Annotated in this window: 13 protein-coding genes; 4 read left to right on the top strand and 9 right to left on the bottom strand. The window is 60.3% G+C overall.

Annotated elements, in window-relative coordinates; genetic code table 11:
- Positions 1 to 102 precede the first annotated feature (102 nt).
- The 9 genes from AC56LV_RS18150 to AC56LV_RS18190 all read right to left on the bottom strand — a co-directional run bounded on the left by AC56LV_RS18150 (position 103) and on the right by AC56LV_RS18190 (position 11,223).
- On the bottom strand, positions 103 to 1,074 hold the full coding sequence (locus AC56LV_RS18150; protein ID WP_499559666.1) for a bifunctional riboflavin kinase/FAD synthetase: 972 nt from the start codon (positions 1,072 to 1,074) through the stop codon (positions 103 to 105).
- Positions 1,075 to 1,408: 334 nt separating this feature from the next.
- A complete protein-coding gene (locus tag AC56LV_RS18155) occupies positions 1,409 to 2,638 on the bottom strand; it encodes a tetratricopeptide repeat protein (RefSeq protein WP_499559668.1) in 1,230 nt (409 codons plus the stop codon).
- 71 nt (positions 2,639 to 2,709) lie between these two features.
- Positions 2,710 to 3,144 (bottom strand): ExbD/TolR family protein, encoded by a 435-nt coding sequence (locus tag AC56LV_RS18160; RefSeq protein WP_258835395.1) that lies wholly within the window; start codon positions 3,142 to 3,144, stop codon positions 2,710 to 2,712.
- A gap of 74 nt (positions 3,145 to 3,218) precedes the next feature.
- Positions 3,219 to 3,638, bottom strand: coding sequence for an ExbD/TolR family protein (locus AC56LV_RS18165; RefSeq protein ID WP_258835394.1), 420 nt, complete (start codon positions 3,636 to 3,638; stop codon positions 3,219 to 3,221).
- A gap of 3 nt (positions 3,639 to 3,641) precedes the next feature.
- Entirely contained in the window at positions 3,642 to 4,589 is a 948-nt protein-coding gene (locus AC56LV_RS18170; RefSeq protein WP_221290656.1) for a MotA/TolQ/ExbB proton channel family protein, read from the bottom strand.
- Between the two features lie 84 nt (positions 4,590 to 4,673).
- On the bottom strand, positions 4,674 to 5,339 hold the full coding sequence (locus AC56LV_RS18175) for an energy transducer TonB (RefSeq protein ID WP_499503497.1): 666 nt from the start codon (positions 5,337 to 5,339) through the stop codon (positions 4,674 to 4,676).
- 913 nt (positions 5,340 to 6,252) lie between these two features.
- Positions 6,253 to 7,776, bottom strand: coding sequence for a SpoVR family protein (locus AC56LV_RS18180; protein WP_499559670.1), 1,524 nt, complete (start codon positions 7,774 to 7,776; stop codon positions 6,253 to 6,255).
- Positions 7,777 to 7,818: 42 nt separating this feature from the next.
- Positions 7,819 to 9,090 carry a YeaH/YhbH family protein gene (locus tag AC56LV_RS18185; protein ID WP_499559672.1) on the bottom strand — a complete coding sequence of 424 codons (1,272 nt, stop codon included), beginning with the start codon at positions 9,088 to 9,090 and terminating at the stop codon, positions 7,819 to 7,821.
- Between the two features lie 210 nt (positions 9,091 to 9,300).
- Entirely contained in the window at positions 9,301 to 11,223 is a 1,923-nt protein-coding gene (locus tag AC56LV_RS18190; protein WP_183555793.1) for a PrkA family serine protein kinase, read from the bottom strand.
- A 521-nt stretch (positions 11,224 to 11,744) separates the two neighbouring features.
- Between AC56LV_RS18190 and AC56LV_RS18195 the strand changes: the two genes are divergently transcribed.
- The 4 genes from AC56LV_RS18195 to AC56LV_RS18210 are packed head-to-tail and all read left to right on the top strand — an operon-like array spanning position 11,745 to position 17,033.
- On the top strand, positions 11,745 to 12,752 hold the full coding sequence (locus tag AC56LV_RS18195) for an adenosine deaminase (RefSeq protein WP_499559674.1): 1,008 nt from the start codon (positions 11,745 to 11,747) through the stop codon (positions 12,750 to 12,752).
- A 21-nt stretch (positions 12,753 to 12,773) separates the two neighbouring features.
- Positions 12,774 to 15,305, top strand: a complete 2,532-nt coding sequence (locus AC56LV_RS18200; RefSeq protein ID WP_499559676.1) for an ABC transporter permease — start codon at positions 12,774 to 12,776, stop codon at positions 15,303 to 15,305.
- A gap of 2 nt (positions 15,306 to 15,307) precedes the next feature.
- Positions 15,308 to 15,709 carry a group II truncated hemoglobin gene (locus AC56LV_RS18205; protein ID WP_499559678.1) on the top strand — a complete coding sequence of 134 codons (402 nt, stop codon included), beginning with the start codon at positions 15,308 to 15,310 and terminating at the stop codon, positions 15,707 to 15,709.
- A 4-nt stretch (positions 15,710 to 15,713) separates the two neighbouring features.
- Positions 15,714 to 17,033, top strand: coding sequence for a DNA recombination protein RmuC (locus AC56LV_RS18210; RefSeq protein ID WP_499559680.1), 1,320 nt, complete (start codon positions 15,714 to 15,716; stop codon positions 17,031 to 17,033).
- Positions 17,034 to 17,347 lie beyond the last annotated feature (314 nt).

A 17,347-nucleotide genomic window follows, 5' to 3' on the forward strand; every position in this document is an offset into this window, starting at 1 on the left:
GTTGGGTGTTCGTGTGCACGGCGCCGTGCGCCGCGTCGAATGGGGTCTGGCAAACAGGGGAGAGGCGCTTCCTGCCAATCGTCGACTGGCCGGGAAGCGCACTCAAATTCGGTCGGTCGCGTTCAGCGCGCCGTTACGCCGGTCGAAGAACGCGCGTGCCTGCAGCGCGTCGTTGTCGATCGCGGCCGTGAGCAGGGCCAGGTCGGCGTATTTTTCTTCGTCGCGGAGCTTTGCGAGAAACTCCACGCGCACGAGCTTGCCGTAACACTGGCCGGCATAGTCGAACACATGCACTTCAAGCAAGGTGCGGCCGGCGTCTTCGACGGTGGGGCGCACGCCCAGGCTGGCCACGGCCGGCAGCGGGTGCTCGGCCAGGCCATGCACTTGCACGACAAAGATGCCGGATAGGGCAGGGCGGTGCGTGACGCGCAAATTCAGTGTGGGAAAGCCCAGCGTGCGGCCAAGCTTGGCGCCGTGGATCACGTGGCCCGACATCGCATAAGGATGACCGAGCAGCCGGCTGGTGGCGCAAAAGTCGCCCGCGGCCAGCGCCGCGCGCACGGCCGACGATGAGATGCGTTCGTCGCCATGCATCACAGTGCCGAGCGTGTGGACCTCGAACCCGTGTTTGCGGCCGGCCTCGGTCAACATGGCAATGTTGCCGGCGCGGCGCGCGCCGAAGCAGAAGTCGTCGCCGACCATCAGCCATTTGACGTGCAGACCGTCGACCAGTACGCGCTGGACGAAATCCTGCGGCGACATGGCGGCAAACTGTTCGTTGAAATGTTCGACGATGACGCGGTCGATGCCGGCCTGGTCGAGGTCTTCGAGCTTGTCGCGCAGATTGGCCACGCGCGCCGGGGCTTTGGACGGGTCGCCCAGCTTGTGGGCAAAGTATTCGCGGGGATGGGGCTCGAACGTCATCACGGCCGCGTCCAGGCCGAGCCGGTCGGCTGCGCTGCGCACTTGCGCGAGCAGGGCCTGATGGCCGCGATGGACGCCGTCAAAATTGCCGATCGTGAGTGCGCAGGGTGCGCGCGCCCTGTCGTTGGGAAGTCCGCGAAATACCTTCATCAAGTCTGGTTCCGGTTGCGCGCCATGCTGTCGGTATGCGGCGCCAAAAGCCTGATTATACGGGAACTGCGCGGCAAACCGACGTTGCATAGAAGGAATGGATGGCCATCGATCTTGCAGGGCGCGGCATGAGGATGCGGACCGAACAAAAACGCCGCCCGAGGGCGGCGTTCTGGCCGATCAAAACGCTGCCCGCGGGCTGCGTTCTGGTGAATTGCAACGTAGCGTGGACGGCTATGCCGTCCACGCGTTCAAACCAACCTCGCTCATGGTATGCGACGTTACGTTGAACGCGTGGACGGGAAACCCGTCCACCCTACCGCTTTCTAACCAGTTACGACAGTGGGTGGTTGACTGCCAGGATCCAGTAGCGGGCCAGTTCGGCAGTGCCGTCCTTGCCGCCAACGGTCTTGAACGCAGCGATGGCTTGCTGTTTCTTGCCAGCGACGGCGTAGGCTTCACCCATGCGCAGCTTGGCTTCTTCGGCATTGCGCAGGCCGCCGGCCTTGATCGCTGCTTCCATCATCTTCAGGCCCTTGTCGGCCTGGCCAGCCTGCACCATCGCGTAACCCAGGCCAACCATCTGGTCTGCGTCCTTGGCGGCGGTGTACTCGGCTTCGAGCGCAGCAAAGTTCTTGTTTTGCTCGGCCAGGTTTTTCTCGGCCAGTTCCTTCAGGCGCTGGTGGCGCGCAGCGTCGGTGCCGGTGCCCAGTGCGCCGGCCTTGTAGCCGCGGTCGATGATCTTGAGTGCTTCGGCCGGGGCTTTCGCCTGCAGCACCAGCTGGGCCATTTCCATGAACTCGCTTGGCTTCTTGAGCAGGTTATTGGCCAGCTTCAAGCGGTAGACGTCGATGTTCAGGCGCTGCGAGTAGCCTGGCTGACGCTGCACGCGGTTCAGCAGGTCGGTCCAGTACTGGGCTTTCGGATAGCTTGCTGCCAGCTTCTCGATGGTGCGGACATAGCCGGCCGTATCGTTTTTCTTGAGCTGGATATTGGCCAGCATGCCGAGTTGATCTTCGCTCAGGCGGCCGCTTTTTTCGATGGTGCGCAGTTCTTGCTCGAGCGCAGCGGTGTTGCCTTGCTTGTAGTAGTTCTGCAGCAGGTAAGCGCGCAGCTTCGGATCATCCTTCTGCTTGAGCAGGGACTGGATCGTGCTGTTGGCTTTGTTCAGATCGCCGGCGCGCATATAGATGCCGACCAGGCCTTCCGAAAATTGCGAACGCTCGGTGGCGCTCAGCTTGCCCGAATCGAGCAGTGCTTCAAACGATTTGGCGGCGGTATCAAAGTCACCGGCCGACGATGCTGCCGCAGCGCGGACGCGCTCGATCGTGTAGCTCTCGTTGGCGGTTTTGTTGCTTACTTTGTCCAGTCCACGCAGGGTCGCCAGTGCTTCCTTGTGCTTGCCCTGTTTCATTTGTGCCTGGGCTTGCTGCAGTGGTTTGCCGATCTCCGCACGCAATGCTTCTGCAGCGACAGCGGAGGACAGGCCGATCACCGGAGTGGCGGCAACGAAGCCGAGTGCGGCCATCGCGATACTGAGGTGAGCGAGACGGAACTTGATCATCTGAAAAATCCTTATTTCAAAATGGACACGGCAGGGGGTAGCCCTGCCGTGTTGGTCAAAACATGGAACGATTACTGGAATTGCTCGTTACCGACCATGCCGATTTTGGTGACGCCGATGCGCTGGGCAGATGCCATCACGCCGGCTACAACTTTATACTCTACCAGCTTATTTGGACGCAGGTGCACTTCAGGCTGGTCAGCCATCGCTGCGACTGCATTCATCTTTGCTTCGAGGGCTGCACGATCCGGAATCACTTCGCCATCCCAGAGGATGGTGCCGTCAAAGTCCACGTCGATGGTGACCACGACCGGCTTGACATCCGTCAGCGGTGGCGGGGTACCCGTCGGCATGTTCAGATTGACCGAGTGGTTCTGCTTCGGAATCGTGATGATCAGCATAATGATCAGAACGAGCAGGACGTCGATCAACGGCGTCATGTTCATTTCCATCATCGGTTCCGGATCAGCATCCTTAGCGGAGCTCGAACCTACGCTCATACTCATGGTGTTTCCTTTTCAAATGTTGGGAGAAGGGCGCGGCGCCCGGCTCGATGAGCCTGACGCCGCGTGCAGGGCTATCAGCCCGGTGGTTCGATCACGAAACCAACCTTCTGCACCCCAGCACGTTGTGCCGTGTAAATGACCCGACCGATCGCTTCGTAGCGGGCTTCCTGGTCACCACGAACTTTCACTGCCGGTTGCGGCACTTTCACCGACTGCTCCGCGAGGAACTTGAACAGCTCGTCCGTATTCGCAAGGTGCAGCTGGTTATAGTACATTTCGCCGTCTTTATTGACGGTGATGTTAACGTCTTCCGGTTTGGTCAGGGTGACCTGGTTCTCTTCTGCAGGCAGTGCAACTTGTTGCAGTTTCAGAACCACCGGACTCGTGATCAGGAAAATGATCAGCAGAACCAACATGATGTCAACGAGTGGCGTCGTGTTGATCTCTGAATTCAGCTCATCTTCTCCGTTATCGGATCCGACACTCATCGACATAATTTATCCAATCTTCTTGGCGCTGATTGCTGCGTTCGAGGTCGACATTGCGCCCGAGATCAGTACCGAGTGCACGTCAGCCGAGAACGAGCGAATGTCTTCCAGCGCGGTCTTGTTACGACGAACCAGCCAGTTGTAACCCAGGACGGCAGGAACTGCAACGAACAGACCGAAGGCGGTCATGATCAGTGCTTCACCGACTGGACCTGCAACCTTGTCGATCGATGCGTTACCCGACATGCCGATGGCGGTCAGTGCGTTGTAAATACCCCAGACGGTACCGAACAGACCGATGAACGGCGAGGTCGAACCAACGGTTGCCAGGAACGACAGGCCATCTTGCAGACGCGACTGAACACGGTCAACAGCGCGCTGGATCTGCATGGTAACCCAGGTCGACAGGTCGATCTGCTCGAGCAGGGCGCCATCGTGGTGCTGGGTAGCCTTGGTGCCGGTTTCAGCGATGAAGCGGAATGGCGAACCTTCTTTCAGCGTAGCCGAACCAGCGACGATCGACGGTGCTTTCCAGAACTTGGCTTTCATGTCTTTAGCCTGGTTCATCACTTTTTGCTGATCGATCAGCTTGGTGATGATGATGTACCACGAACCGATCGACATCAGCGACAGGATGATCAGGGTGCCCTTGTTGACGAAGTCGCCGTGTTCCCACATGGCCTGCAGGCCGTACGGGTTGTAGACTTCTTCGGTTTTTTCGGTACCTGGCGCAGCAGCTGGCGCGCCGGCATCGGCCGGAGCAGCGGTAGCAGCAGCATCAGTAGCAGGCGCAGCAGCCGGATCAACGGCTGGTGCAGCTGCGTCGGTCGCCGCTGGAGCAGCTGCGTCGGTTGCCGGGGTTTGAGCGAAGGCTGGTGCCGACACCAGCGCCGATGCTGCGGTTACCGACAACAGGACAGCCGCCAGGAAAGCGGACAAACGGGTATTCTTAAACATGCTTCCTCCAAAATATTTAAATAGACAGTTCGCTGAACTTACGACAACGACAATCAAAGTTTGAGACGGTGTTTTGTCCCGGTTTTATTCCAGCGTCCAGACGTACTGCACCGCTGTCCACGCCTGTTCCGGCTTGCCATCGATCATGGCTGGCTTGAATCGGCATTTGCTCAGAGCCGATTGCGCGGCCCGGTCCAAGTCTCGGAAGCCACTTGACTTCGCCAGCTTGGCTTCCAACACGCGACCATCGACACCAATCAGGAATTGCAGGGTCGTGGTACCCGTTTCTTCATTGCGTTGCGACGAACGCGGATATTCCGGACGTGCGCAAGTATTAAAGTCTGCTACTGCTTCGCTGCGGCTGACTGCACGCGGTGCCGGTGGTGCTGGCGGCGCCGATGGAGCCGGTGGTGCAGGCGGTGCCAGCGACGTGGTCGGTGGCGGGGTCTGCGTCGCAGCGGCGATCACGTTCTGCGGCGGTGGCGGCTGCTGCACCTGCACTTCGACCGGCGGGATGAATGGAGGCGGTGGAGCCTTCATTTCCGGCGGTGGCGGCGGTGGCGGGGTTTCCGGTGGTGGCGGCGGAGCCACTTCTTCAATCAGCTTGGTCTCCACAGCTTCGGTCACCGTGCTGACGATCCGGGTCCCCAGGCCAGCAACGAGTGCCCAACCCACAAGGATGTGGAAGATGAGCACAACGATGAATCCTGTGAAATTTTTCCCGGGTTGCTTTTCGTTCGAAAAATTCATGCCATATTTCTCCAATGCCAACTCTTTTTTGTTGCTACCAAACCCACTAAATACGACGGAAACCTAGAGCCGCATCCGGGACATTCGAGGAATTATACCTACGAATTCTTTTTTGCACATACATTTTTACAGCAGCGAAAGGACCGCTAACTGCTTGTAAATGCTGGCAAACCAGCTCATCTATACAAGAACGGATGGGCTGCACGGCGGGGTTTGGAGGTCCGGAAAATGTGTCGTTTTATCTATGGATTCTCCTCATTGCGTGGAAGATCAATGCTCAGGCTGGTTTAGCCAAATTATTGTCGTTAATTGTGCAGTTTGGCAAATTTCCTATGAGTGAGCGACGGCTTTTGTACAAACTATCGCTGTTCGCCGGGTCTTGCATCGGAGAACGAATCACCTGGAACAGGTACCTTCCTTCACAAGCTATAGATAAAAGTTATACGACTTCTCACCATTGAGATAACTCAACCGTGCGCCTAACAGGGGTTCAACTTGGCAGGAATAAAAGCTACGAGGCTCTACACCTGCTTCGCCAAACTATATTACTTAGTTTTGCTAGGTACTTCACCACCATATTGCCATGACGTAGATGTGACAGCGCCAACATGTGATGACGGCAACATACCATGAAATTCCGATATTGGCGATACCAAGCGAACACAAGTACGTACGTGTTCCTACGCATGCTTGGTATTTGCAGGTAAAGACGTTGGAAAAAGGCGTTGGCGGTCGCGGCGCGCGGGTCAATCCGATGTAGAAATGACCGTCAACGCCTGCTGCGTGGACGGGTTCCACGCGCCGACATGCGCCAGGAATGGTGGGTGGTTTGTCAACCACGCGTTCATGAGTCAAGCGCACTACGTAGGGTGGACGGCAAGCCGTCCACCCTACGTCCAGCCACAACAGACTGTCAGCGCGTGCGTTTTTCGCGCCGGCAATCGATAAAGCTGACGACGTGGCCGTCGGGATCGGCCGTTTCGAGGCGCACGTCGAAGCCCCACAGGCGGGCCACGTGCTTGAGGACTTCTTGCGCTTGCTGGTTGAGCGGGCGCCGGTTGTACTGCGTATGGCGCAGCGTCAGCGCGCGGTCGTCGCGTGTATTGACTTGCCAGACCTGGATGTTCGGCTCGCGGCTGCCCAGATTGTATTGTTCGGCCAGCTTGTGGCGTACATAACGGTAGCCGGCGTCGTCGTGGATGGCCGAAATCGAGAGTTTGTCGCTGCGGTCGTCGTCCAGTACGGCAAAGAAGTGAAATTCGCGGATCAGCTTTGGCGACAGGTACTGCGCAATGAAACTCTCGTCCTTGAAATTGCGCATCGCAAAGTCCAGCGTCTTGCGCCAGTCGCTGCCGGCAATGTCAGGAAACCAGGTGCGGTCTTCATCGGTCGGATGTTCGCAGATACGGCGGATGTCGCTCATCATCGCAAAACCAAGCGCATACGGGTTGATCCCGCTGTAATACGGGCTGTTGGCCGGCGGCTGGTAGACGACATTGGTGTGGCTTTGCAGGAATTCGAGCATGAAGCCGTCGCCGACGATGCCTTCCTGATACAGGTCCTGCAAAATCGTGTAGTGCCAGAATGTGGCCCAGCCTTCGTTCATGACCTGGGTCTGGCGCTGCGGATAAAAGTATTGCGAGATCTTGCGCGTGATGCGCACCAGTTCGCGCTGCCATGGTTCCAGCAGCGGCGCATATTTTTCAATGAAGTACAGCAGGTTTTCTTCGGGCTCGGGCGGAAAGCGCACGGGCGTGGCGCTGTGCACCTGCTCTTCGCGCAGCGGCAGCGTGCGCCAGATGGCGTTGACCTGCGACTGCGCGTATTCTTCGCGCTCCTTGGTGCGCGCCGCCTCTTGCGCCACCGACAGCTTGGCCGGTCGCTTGTAGCGGTCGACGCCATGGTTCTGCAGCGCGTGGCACGAATCGAGCAATTCTTCCACCGCATCGATGCCATGCCGCTGCTCGCATTCGGCGATGTAGTTCTTGGCGAACACCATATAGTCGACGATGGCGTCGGCATCGGTCCAGCTTCGGAACAGGTAATTGCCCTTGAAGAAGGAGTTGTGGCCATACGCCGCGTGGGCGATCACCAGCGCCTGCATCGTCAGGCTGTTCTCTTCCATCAGGTAGGCGATGCAGGGATTGGAATTGATGACGATTTCGTACGCCAGCCCCATCTGCCCACGGCGGTAGCTTTTCTCGGTGCTCAGGAAATGTTTGCCGAATGACCAGTGGTTGTATGACACCGGCATCCCGACCGAGGTGTAGGCATCCATCATTTGCTCGGCGGTGATGATCTCGAGCTGGTTCGGGTAGGTGTCGAGGCCATAGCGTTGGGCCACGCGCCTGATTTCTTCGTGGGCCTGCTCGATCAGGTCGAAAGTCCATTCCGACTGTTCGGGCAGGGCGCGCGGGTTGTCCGGATCTCTTGGCATGAGGTACCTCGCTGCTGTTGGCTGGTTCGGCTGTTCGCGCGGCTACTTGGCCTGCTTCTTAAACAGTTCCCGGAACACCGGGTAGATATCGGCCGGGGTCACGATCTTTTGCATCGCGAAGTTGCGGTGCTGGCTGGCGACGTCGCAGTATTGTTCCCACAGGTTCTGTGGCGGGCCGTCCGTGATTTCGACATAGGTGTAGTACTGAACGCGCGGCATGATCGCATTGGACAGGATCTGCTTGCACAGCACCGAATCGTTGTCCCAGTTGTCGCCGTCGGAGGCTTGCGCCACGTAGGCATTCCAGTCGGCGCTGCCGTAGCGTTCGTTGATGACTTTTTGCAGCAGGTGCAGGGCCGACGATACGACGGTGCCGCCCGACTCACGCGAATGGAAGAATTCGTTCTCGTCGACCTCGGCCGCCGCCGTGTGGTGGCGAATGAAGACCACATCGATTTTCTCGTACACACGTTTCAGGAACAGGTACAGCAGGATGAAGAAGCGCTTGGCCGTGTCCTTGCGGGTTTCGTCCATCGAGCCTGACACGTCCATGATGCAGAACATCACTGCCTGGGTACTTGGCTTGGGAACCTTGATCCGGTTGGCGTAGCGCAGGTCGAACGGGTCGATGAACGGAATCGCATTGAGCCGGATCCGCAGGTGATGAATGCGATCCCGCAGTTCGATGACGCCCTGGTCGTCGGCCGGTGCGCCTTCGTCAAACAACGCCTGCAATTGCTCCTGGGCCTCGGCCAACTGGCGCCGCGTGGGCCCGCCCACGGCAATACGCCGGCCCAAGGCGCCGCGCAGCGAGCGCAGCACGTGGATATTCGAGGGCGTGCCCGAAACGTTGTAGCCGGCGCGCTGATTCTTGTATTCAATGGTCTGGGTCAGCTGCGTCTTGACCATATTCGGCAACTCGAGATCTTCGAAGAAATAATTCATGAATTCTTCGCGCGACAATTCAAAGATGAAATCATCTTCGACGGTCTGGTCGCTGTTGCCGGGGCGGCCGCGGCCGGCGCCCGCACCACCGCCGCGCGGGCGGCTGAACTGGTCGCCTTTTTGATATTCGGTATTGCCGGGGTTGACGGTTTCCCAGACGCCGCCATGGGCGTGGCCGAAGTGGGGCTCGTTGACGTCCTTGACGGGAATGGTGACCTTTTCGCCATTTTCGATGTCGGTGATCGAGCGGCCCTTGATGGCGCGGCCGACGGCATCCTTGATCTGCGCCTTGTAGCGGCGCAGAAAGCGTTCGCGGTTGACCGCAGACTTGTTCTTGCCCTGCAAGCGACGGTCGATGAGGTAAGTCAAAACAGGCCTCCTGCTCAATGTAAGCGCGGATCTGGCGTTTTGGACACGCCGTTGGCGCTGTGGCGCTGCCTTTTAAACAGCAGCGCCCTTATCTTAATACGCTACGCGAACGGACGTGCGACGCACGCACAGCGCGGGACGTTGCCAGCCGGCGGCCTGCGGCCAGCCGGCAACGCTGCTACTCATGCACTATTGCTCATGCGCTGTTGCTTACGATGATTTGCGCACGCGCAGATACCATTCGCACAGCAACCGCACCTGCTTCGGCGTATAGCCTTTCTCGACCATGCGCGCCACGAAATCTGCGTGCTTGTTCGCATCCTCGGTATTCGCCTTTGCATTGAATGAAATCACCGGCAGGAGTTCCTCAGTATTCGAGAACATTTTTTTCTCGATCACGCTGCGGAACTTTTCATAACTGGTCCAGGCGGGATTTTTGCCGGCATTGGTGGCGCGCGCCCGCAGGCTGAAGTTGACGATCTCGTTGCGGAAATCTTTCGGATTCGAAATCCCGGCCGGCTTTTCGATTTTCTCCAGTTCGGCGTTGAGCGACTCGCGGTCGAAACTCTCGCCGGTATCGGGATCGCGAAATTCCTGGTCCTGGATCCAGAAGTCGGCAAACGTGACGTAGCGGTCGAAGATGTTCTGCCCGTACTCGGAATAGCTTTCCAGGTAGGCCGTTTGAATTTCCTTGCCGATGAAATCGACATAGCGCTGCGCCAGGTGTTCCTTGATATACGACAGGTAGCGCTGCTCGGTCTCGGGCGGGAATTGCTCGCGCTCGATCTGCTGCTCAAGCACGTACAGCAGGTGCACCGGATTGGCCGCCACTTCGGTATTGTCGAAATTGAACACCTTCGACAGAATCTTGAAAGCAAACCGGGTCGACAAGCCGTTCATGCCTTCGTCCACGCCCGCGTAATCGACGTATTCGTGCAGCGACTTCGCTTTGGGGTCGGTGTCTTTCAGGTTGTCGCCGTCATACACAAGCATCTTGGAATAGATGCTGGAGTTGTCGGGATCCTTCAGGCGCGAGAGCACGGCAAACTGCGACATCATGCGCAGCGTGCCCGGCGCGCAGGGCGCCTTGTCGAGCGACGAATTGCGCAGCAGCTTGTCGTAGATTTTGACTTCGTCCGACACGCGCAGGCAATACGGCACCTTGACGATGTAGATGCGGTCGAGGAACGCCTCGTTATTGCGGTTGTTGCGGAAGGTCTTCCACTCGGATTCGTTCGAGTGGGCCAGCACGATGCCGTCGAACGGGATCGCGCCAAAGCCTTCGGTGCCCTTGTAATTGCCTTCCTGCGTGGCCGTAAGCAGCGGGTGCAGCACCTTGATCGGCGCCTTGAACATCTCGACGAATTCCATCAGGCCCTGATTGGCCAGGCACAGGCCGCCCGAATAGCTGTAGGCGTCCGGATCGTCCTGCGAGAAATCCTCGAGCTTGCGGATGTCGACCTTGCCGACGAGGGACGAGATATCCTGGTTGTTTTCGTCGCCCGGTTCGGTCTTGGAAATGGCGACCTGCTTGAGGATCGACGGATAGCGGCGCACGACGCGGAACTTGTTGATGTCGCCGCCGAATTCATGCAATCGCTTGACGGCCCAGGGACTCGGCACCGCGCGCAGATAGCGGCGGGGTATACCGTAATCCTCTTCGAGGATCTTGCCGTCTTCGTCTTCGCTGAACAAGCCCAGGGGCGACTCGTTGACGGGCGAACCCTTGATCGCATAAAAGGGCACCAGCTCCATCAGGCTCTTGAGTTTTTCGGCAATCGACGATTTGCCGCCACCCACCGGACCCAGCAAGTACAGGATCTGCTTGCGTTCTTCCAGGCCCTGCGCCGCGTGGCGGAAATACGAAACGACCTGTTCGATCACTTCTTCCATGCCATAAAACTCGCGGAACGCCGGATAGATCTTGATGACCTTGTTGGCGAAGATGCGCGACATGCGCGAATCGAGACGGGTATCGACCAGCGTGGGTTCGCCAATCGCGGCAAGCATGCGTTCGGGTGCGCTGGCATAGGTCAGCGGGTCACGCTTGCACATCTGCAGGAACTCGGACATCGAGTATTCCTCTTCGCGAGTACGCTCATAGCGGGCCGTGTAATTTTCAAAGATGCTCATTGAATTTCCTTTAATGTGCCAACAACGAATCACTGTCACAGCAGCGCATGGCGCTGCCCGGGGGCCCGGTTATTTTTGGCGTACTCCTTGTTCGGTCGTCACGTGCGGCGCCAGTGTGGTCGGCGTCGTGGATGGTGCGCGTGCGATTGCTTGTTGTCGATCCGGAAATATCGAACTAACCGCAGTATGGAGAGCGTCCTTTTGCGTTACTGAAATTTATTATGTGCCTAATAGTTTCCGAAGTCAAAGTCGTGTTGCACGACATGATGAAGTGGTAACAAGTGCTTGATTTAACAATAAAAAGACCGATTTTTGCCTGCGCCGTGCGTGCATTTGGGCCGTGCTGCAAAGCGTAGCGAATTTTCGTCAACGGTACAACAAGCGGTGCACGCGCATCGTGCGCGAGCCGTTGATGAATCCTCGCTTTTTCGCCACGGCATGAGCCGATTGCACGCATGCGTTACACTTGCCGGTCGCCTTAACGCGCGACCTTATTCACTGAACACCTGTTGGAGAACACCATGCTAGACGACCGCTTGCGCACCCTGCTGCAGAACATGCCCAAGGCTGAACTGCACATCCATATCGAGGGCTCGCTCGAACCAGAACTGATTTTTGCTCTGGCACAAAGAAATAACGTCCAGCTGGCCTATGCCTCGGTCGAAGCGTTGCGCGATGCCTACGCTTTCAGCGACCTGCAATCGTTCCTCGACATTTATTATGCGGGTGCCAGCGTGTTGCTGACCGAGCAGGACTTTTATGACATGACCGCCGCCTACCTGGCGCGCGCCCATGCCGACAATGTCCGCCACACCGAAATCTTCTTCGACCCGCAAACACACACCGCGCGCGGCGTGCCGTTCGAGACCGTCATCAACGGCATCTGGCGCGCCTGCCAGGATGCGCCGCTGAGCGCCGAACTGATCATGTGCTTCCTGCGCCACCTGTCGGAAGACGACGCGATCGCCACGCTGGACGAGTCTCTGCCGTACCGCGACAAGTTCATCGGCGTGGGCCTGGATTCGTCCGAAGTCGGCCATCCACCCGAGAAGTTTGCGCGCGTATTCAAGCGCGCCCGCAACCTGGGCCTGCGCCTGGTTGCGCATGCGGGCGAAGAAGGCCCGCCGGCTTATATCGAAAGCGCGCTCGACGTGCTCAAGGTCGAGCGCATCGACCACGGCGTGCGCTGCCTGGAAAGCCCGGCGCTGGTCGAGCGCCTGGTGCGCGAGCAGATGGCGCTGACCGTGTGCCCGCTGTCGAACATCAAGCTGCGCGTGTTCGACGTCATGGGTTCGCACAATCTGCGCACCTTGCTCGATGCCGGCCTGGCCGTCACGGTCAATTCGGACGATCCGGCCTACTTCGGCGGCTACGTCAACGAGAACTACTTCGCTGCCTTCGACGCCTTGCCGCTGGATGCGACGCACGCGCGCCAACTGGCGCGCAACAGCTTCCAGGCCGCCTTCATCGATCCGGAGCGCAAGCGCGCCTTCCTGGCCGAAGTCGACGACTTCTTCGCCAACGCCTGACCTTAACCACGGAGCGACGCCATGTTCGTCCAGGCACTTCGCATGACGGCGCGCGACTGGCGCGCCGGTGAACTGCGCTTCCTGCTGGTGGCGCTCATCGTCGCCGTGGCGGCGCTCACCTCGGTCGGCTTTTTCACTGACCGCATGCGCGCCGGCATGGACCGCGACGCGCACCAGTTGCTGGGCGCCGACCTGCTGGTCAAGACCGATGACCCGGTGCCCCAAGCCTGGCGCGACGAAGCGGCGCGGCGCGGCCTGCTGCTGGCCGACACGGTGACCTTCCCGAGCATGGCGCAGGCCGGCGAGGGCGATGATTCGCTGGCGCAGCTCTCGTCGATCAAGGCGGTGTCGACAGGCTATCCCCTGCGCGGCCAGATGAAGATCACGACCGATCCGGTCGCGGCCAGTGGCGCGCGCGGCGAACCGACACGCGCCGTGCCGGCGCCCGGCACCGTGTGGGTCGACCCTGGCTTGCTCGCGCAGCTGTCGACGCAGGTGGGCGGCATGCTCACGCTGGGCAACAGCCAGTTGCGCATCACCCAGCTGATCGCGACCGAGCCCGATAAAGGCGCGTCGTTCGCGAACTTCGCGCCGCGCGTGATGTTGTCGATGGCCGACCTGAAAGCCACGGGCCTGGTGGACGATTTCGCCCGCGTGGACTTCCGGCTGCAGATTGCGTCGACCAACCGCAACGACCTGACTGCCATCAAGGCTTATGAAACCTGGCTGCGTGCGCAGATCAGGGACGGTAACCTCAAGGGCGTGCGCATCGAGACGTTAGAAAACGGGCGCCCGGAAATGCGCGCGACGCTCGATCGGGCAGGTTTGTTCCTGTCGCTGGTGGGCCTGCTGTCGGCGATGCTGGCAGCGGTGGCCGTGGCGATGGCGGCGCGGCGCTTCATGAGCCGCCACCTGGATGCCTGCGCCATGCTGCGCTGCCTGGGCCTGACCCAGAACCAGGTCACCGTCATGTACGTGACCGAATTTGCCCTCATCGGCTTGCTGGGCAGCGTGATTGGCGTGCTGGTGGGTTTTGGCGCGCACTTCGTGCTGCTCGAACTAATTGCATCGCTGATCCGCACCGAGCTGCCACCGGTGTCGATCCTGCCCGCGCTGCAGGGCGTGGCCACCGGCATGCTGCTGCTGGTGGGCTTTGCGCTGCCGCCGATTCTGCAATTGCGCAATGTGCCGCACAACCGCGTGATCCGGCGCGAAGCCGGCGCGCCGCAACCGGCCGCTTTGGCGACCTATGGCCTGGGCGTGGGCGCGTTCGTCCTGCTGCTCTACTGGCAGGCGGGCGACCTGACGCTGGCGCTGATCACGGCCGGCGGTTTCCTCGGCGGCTTTGCGGTGTTCGCGCTCGTGGCCTGGCTGGGCCTCAAGCTGCTGCGCCGCATGCGCAACCTGTTCCCGCAGCAGGCCTGGCGCTTTGCCGTCACGTCGCTGCAACGCCGGCCCGGCGCCACGGTCGTGCAGGTGGTGTCGCTGTCGCTCGGCCTGATGGCACTGCTGCTCCTGACCGTCGTGCGGGGCGACCTGATGGCGGCCTGGCAGTCGGCCACGCCGGCCGACGCGCCGAACCGCTTCGTGATCAACATCCTGCCCGAGCAGACCAAGGGCGTCGAAGACCAGCTGCAGGCAGCCAACGTGAAGGAACCGGTGCTGTTCCCGATGATCCGCGGGCGCCTCACGGCGATCAACGGCGCCGCCATCAAGAGCGACACCTTCGCCGATGGCGAGGCGCGCCGCCTGGCCAACCGCGAATTCAACCTGTCGACGACGAATGCGCTGCCGGAGGGGAACGAGGTCGTCGAAGGCGCGTGGTTCAGGGATGCACCCGGCCTGGCCGAAGCGTCGGTCGAGAAAAGCATCATGGACCGCCTTGGCCTGAAGCTGGGCGACAGCCTGCGCTTCGATATGGCGGGCCTGATGGTGGACGCGAAGATCACCAGCGTGCGCAAGCTCGAATGGGGCTCGATGCGCGCCAACTTCTTCGTCATCATCAATCCGGCCGCGATGGCCAATGCGCCGACCACCTACATGACGGCGTTCCACGTGCCGGCCGAAGGCGCGAACCTGGGCAACGCACTCACGCGCGCGTACCCGAACCTGACCGTGGTCGACGTCTCGGGCATCATCCGCCAGCTGCAGGACGTGCTGGATCAGGTGGTGGTCGCGGTCGAGTTCCTGTTCCTGTTCACGCTGGCCTCGGGCGTGCTGGTGCTGTATGCGGCGTTGATGGGATCGACGTCCGAGCGCACGCGTGAAGGCGGCCTGCTGCGGGCGCTGGGCGCAACGCGCCAGCAACTCGCGCGGGCGCAGCGGATCGAGTTCGTGCTGGTGGGCGGCCTGTCGGGTCTTCTCGCCGCAACGGGCGCCGCGGCGCTGGGCTGGGCGCTGGCGACGTACCAGTTCAAGTTCCCGTGGACGTTCGCGCCGGGCGTGTGGCTGGCTGGCCTGGTGGTGGGCATCCTGTGCGCGATCGTCGGCGGCTGGTTCGGCTTGCGCGGCGTACTGCGCCAGCCGCCGCTGCAGACGTTGCGGGAGGCGTGAGCATGCAAGATATGCAAGCCGACACGCCAACGCTGTACGAGATCATGGGCGGCGCCGAGCGCCTGCGCGCGCTGGTGGACCGCTTCTATGACCTGATGCAGCTCGAGCCGGAGTTCGCCAATATCCACGTGATGCACCCGGTGCCGAACGACAGCTCGCGCGACAAGCTGTTCATGTTTTTGTCCGGGTGGATGGGCGGCCCGGACCTGTATATAGAACGCTACGGCCATCCGCGCCTGCGCGCGCGCCACCTGCCGTATGCGATCGGTACCAAGGAGCGCGACGCCTGGCTGCGCGCGATGGCGTGGGCGATGGAAGATCTGGGCTATGACGAGGCGCTGCGGGTGCGCCTGCTGACGTCGTTCTTCGAGACCGCCGACTGGATGCGCAACAAGGCCGATTGACACGATGACGACAGCAGAGATTTTGATCCTGGTGGGCCTCGCGCTCATCATCGCGTTGCTGGTGCTGGTTTTGCTGCGTCTGCGCGGCAGCGGTGATGGCCTGCACATCGAACGGCTCGAGCGCGAGCTGCGCCAGGAACTGCAGGCCAGCGCGCAATCAACGCGCCAGGAGACCGCCGGCCACCTGGCCCAATATCACAATGCCTCGGTCCAGCAATTTGACAGCATGCGTCAGCAGATGCAGCTGCAGTCGAGCAGCGGGCGCGAAGAGCAGGCGCGCGCGCTGAAGCGCTTTGCCGACACGCTGCAGCAAACGCTGGGCAACCTGACCGAATCGAACGCCCAGCGCATGCTCGAAGTGCGCAACACGCTCGAATCAAAAATTCGCGACCTGCAGGCGGACAACGGCAAGCGCCTGGAAGAGATGCGCCAGACGGTCGACGAAAAGCTCCACGCGACGCTGGAAACGCGGCTGACGGAATCGTTCCGCCAGGTGTCCGAGCGGCTGGAAAAAGTCCACCAGGGCCTGGGCGAGATGCAGCAGCTGGCGATCGGCGTGGGTGACCTCAAGCGCGTGCTCACGAACGTGAAGACGCGCGGCACGTGGGGCGAGGTGCAGCTGGAGATGCTGCTCGAGCAGGTGCTGACGGTCGAGCAGTATGCGAAGAACGTCGAGACGGTGGCAGGCTCGAACGCGCGGGTGGAGTTCGCGATCAAGCTGCCGGGCACCGTCGACGGCGGCGCGCCACTGTGGCTGCCGATCGACGCCAAGTTCCCGAAGGAGCAGTACGAGCGCCTGCAGGCTGCAGCCGACATTGCGGACGCCGAAGGCGTCATCCGCGCCGGCGCCGAGCTGGAACGGGCCGTGCGGCGTGAGGCCCAAACCATCTGCGACAAATACGTCTCGCCGCCACAGACGACGGACTTTGCGATCCTGTTCCTGCCGACCGAGGGCCTGTACGCCGAAGTGATGCGGCGCCCTGGCCTGGCCGACGACCTGCAGCGCACGCTGCGCGTGACGATCGCCGGCCCGTCGACACTGAGCGCCTTGCTCAACAGCCTGCAAATGGGTTTCCGCACGCTGGCGCTGGAAAAGCGCTCATCCGAAGTGTGGCAGGTGCTGGGCGCAGTCAAAACCGAGTTCACCAAGTTCGGCGACGTGCTGGCCGCCACCAAGACGACGCTGGAGCGGGCTGCCAAAAACATCGAAAACGCAGAAGTGCGCAGCCGCCAGATGGCGCGCAAGCTCAAATCCGTCGAAGCCCTCCCAAGCGAAGCCGCCCAATTACTCCTGGGCTCTGACGGCCTGGAACGCGAAGACTAACAGCACCCCTACAATTTCCCCCAGGTCACAAAAACAATCAGGGTCAGAGTAGAATTAATGGGCAATTACCCAATGTTGTCAAACAATTCGACTCCGACCCTAATTGTTTTGGAGGGTTTTCAACCGCCAAATGCTAAATCTGATTCCGGCCGGAACTCAATTTCCAGGATGACTCGATTTAGTCGAAAAAACAGCCAAAATTAATTAGGGTCAGAGTGAGATGCACCGGGATGGTGGACAGATTGAATCAGGTACACCTGAGAATTTTTTCCACCTGGTCGGGGGTTCGATAGCCGAGGGTTTGGTGGAGGCGC

The organism is Telluria sp. RB2R28 (assembly GCF_059685835.1).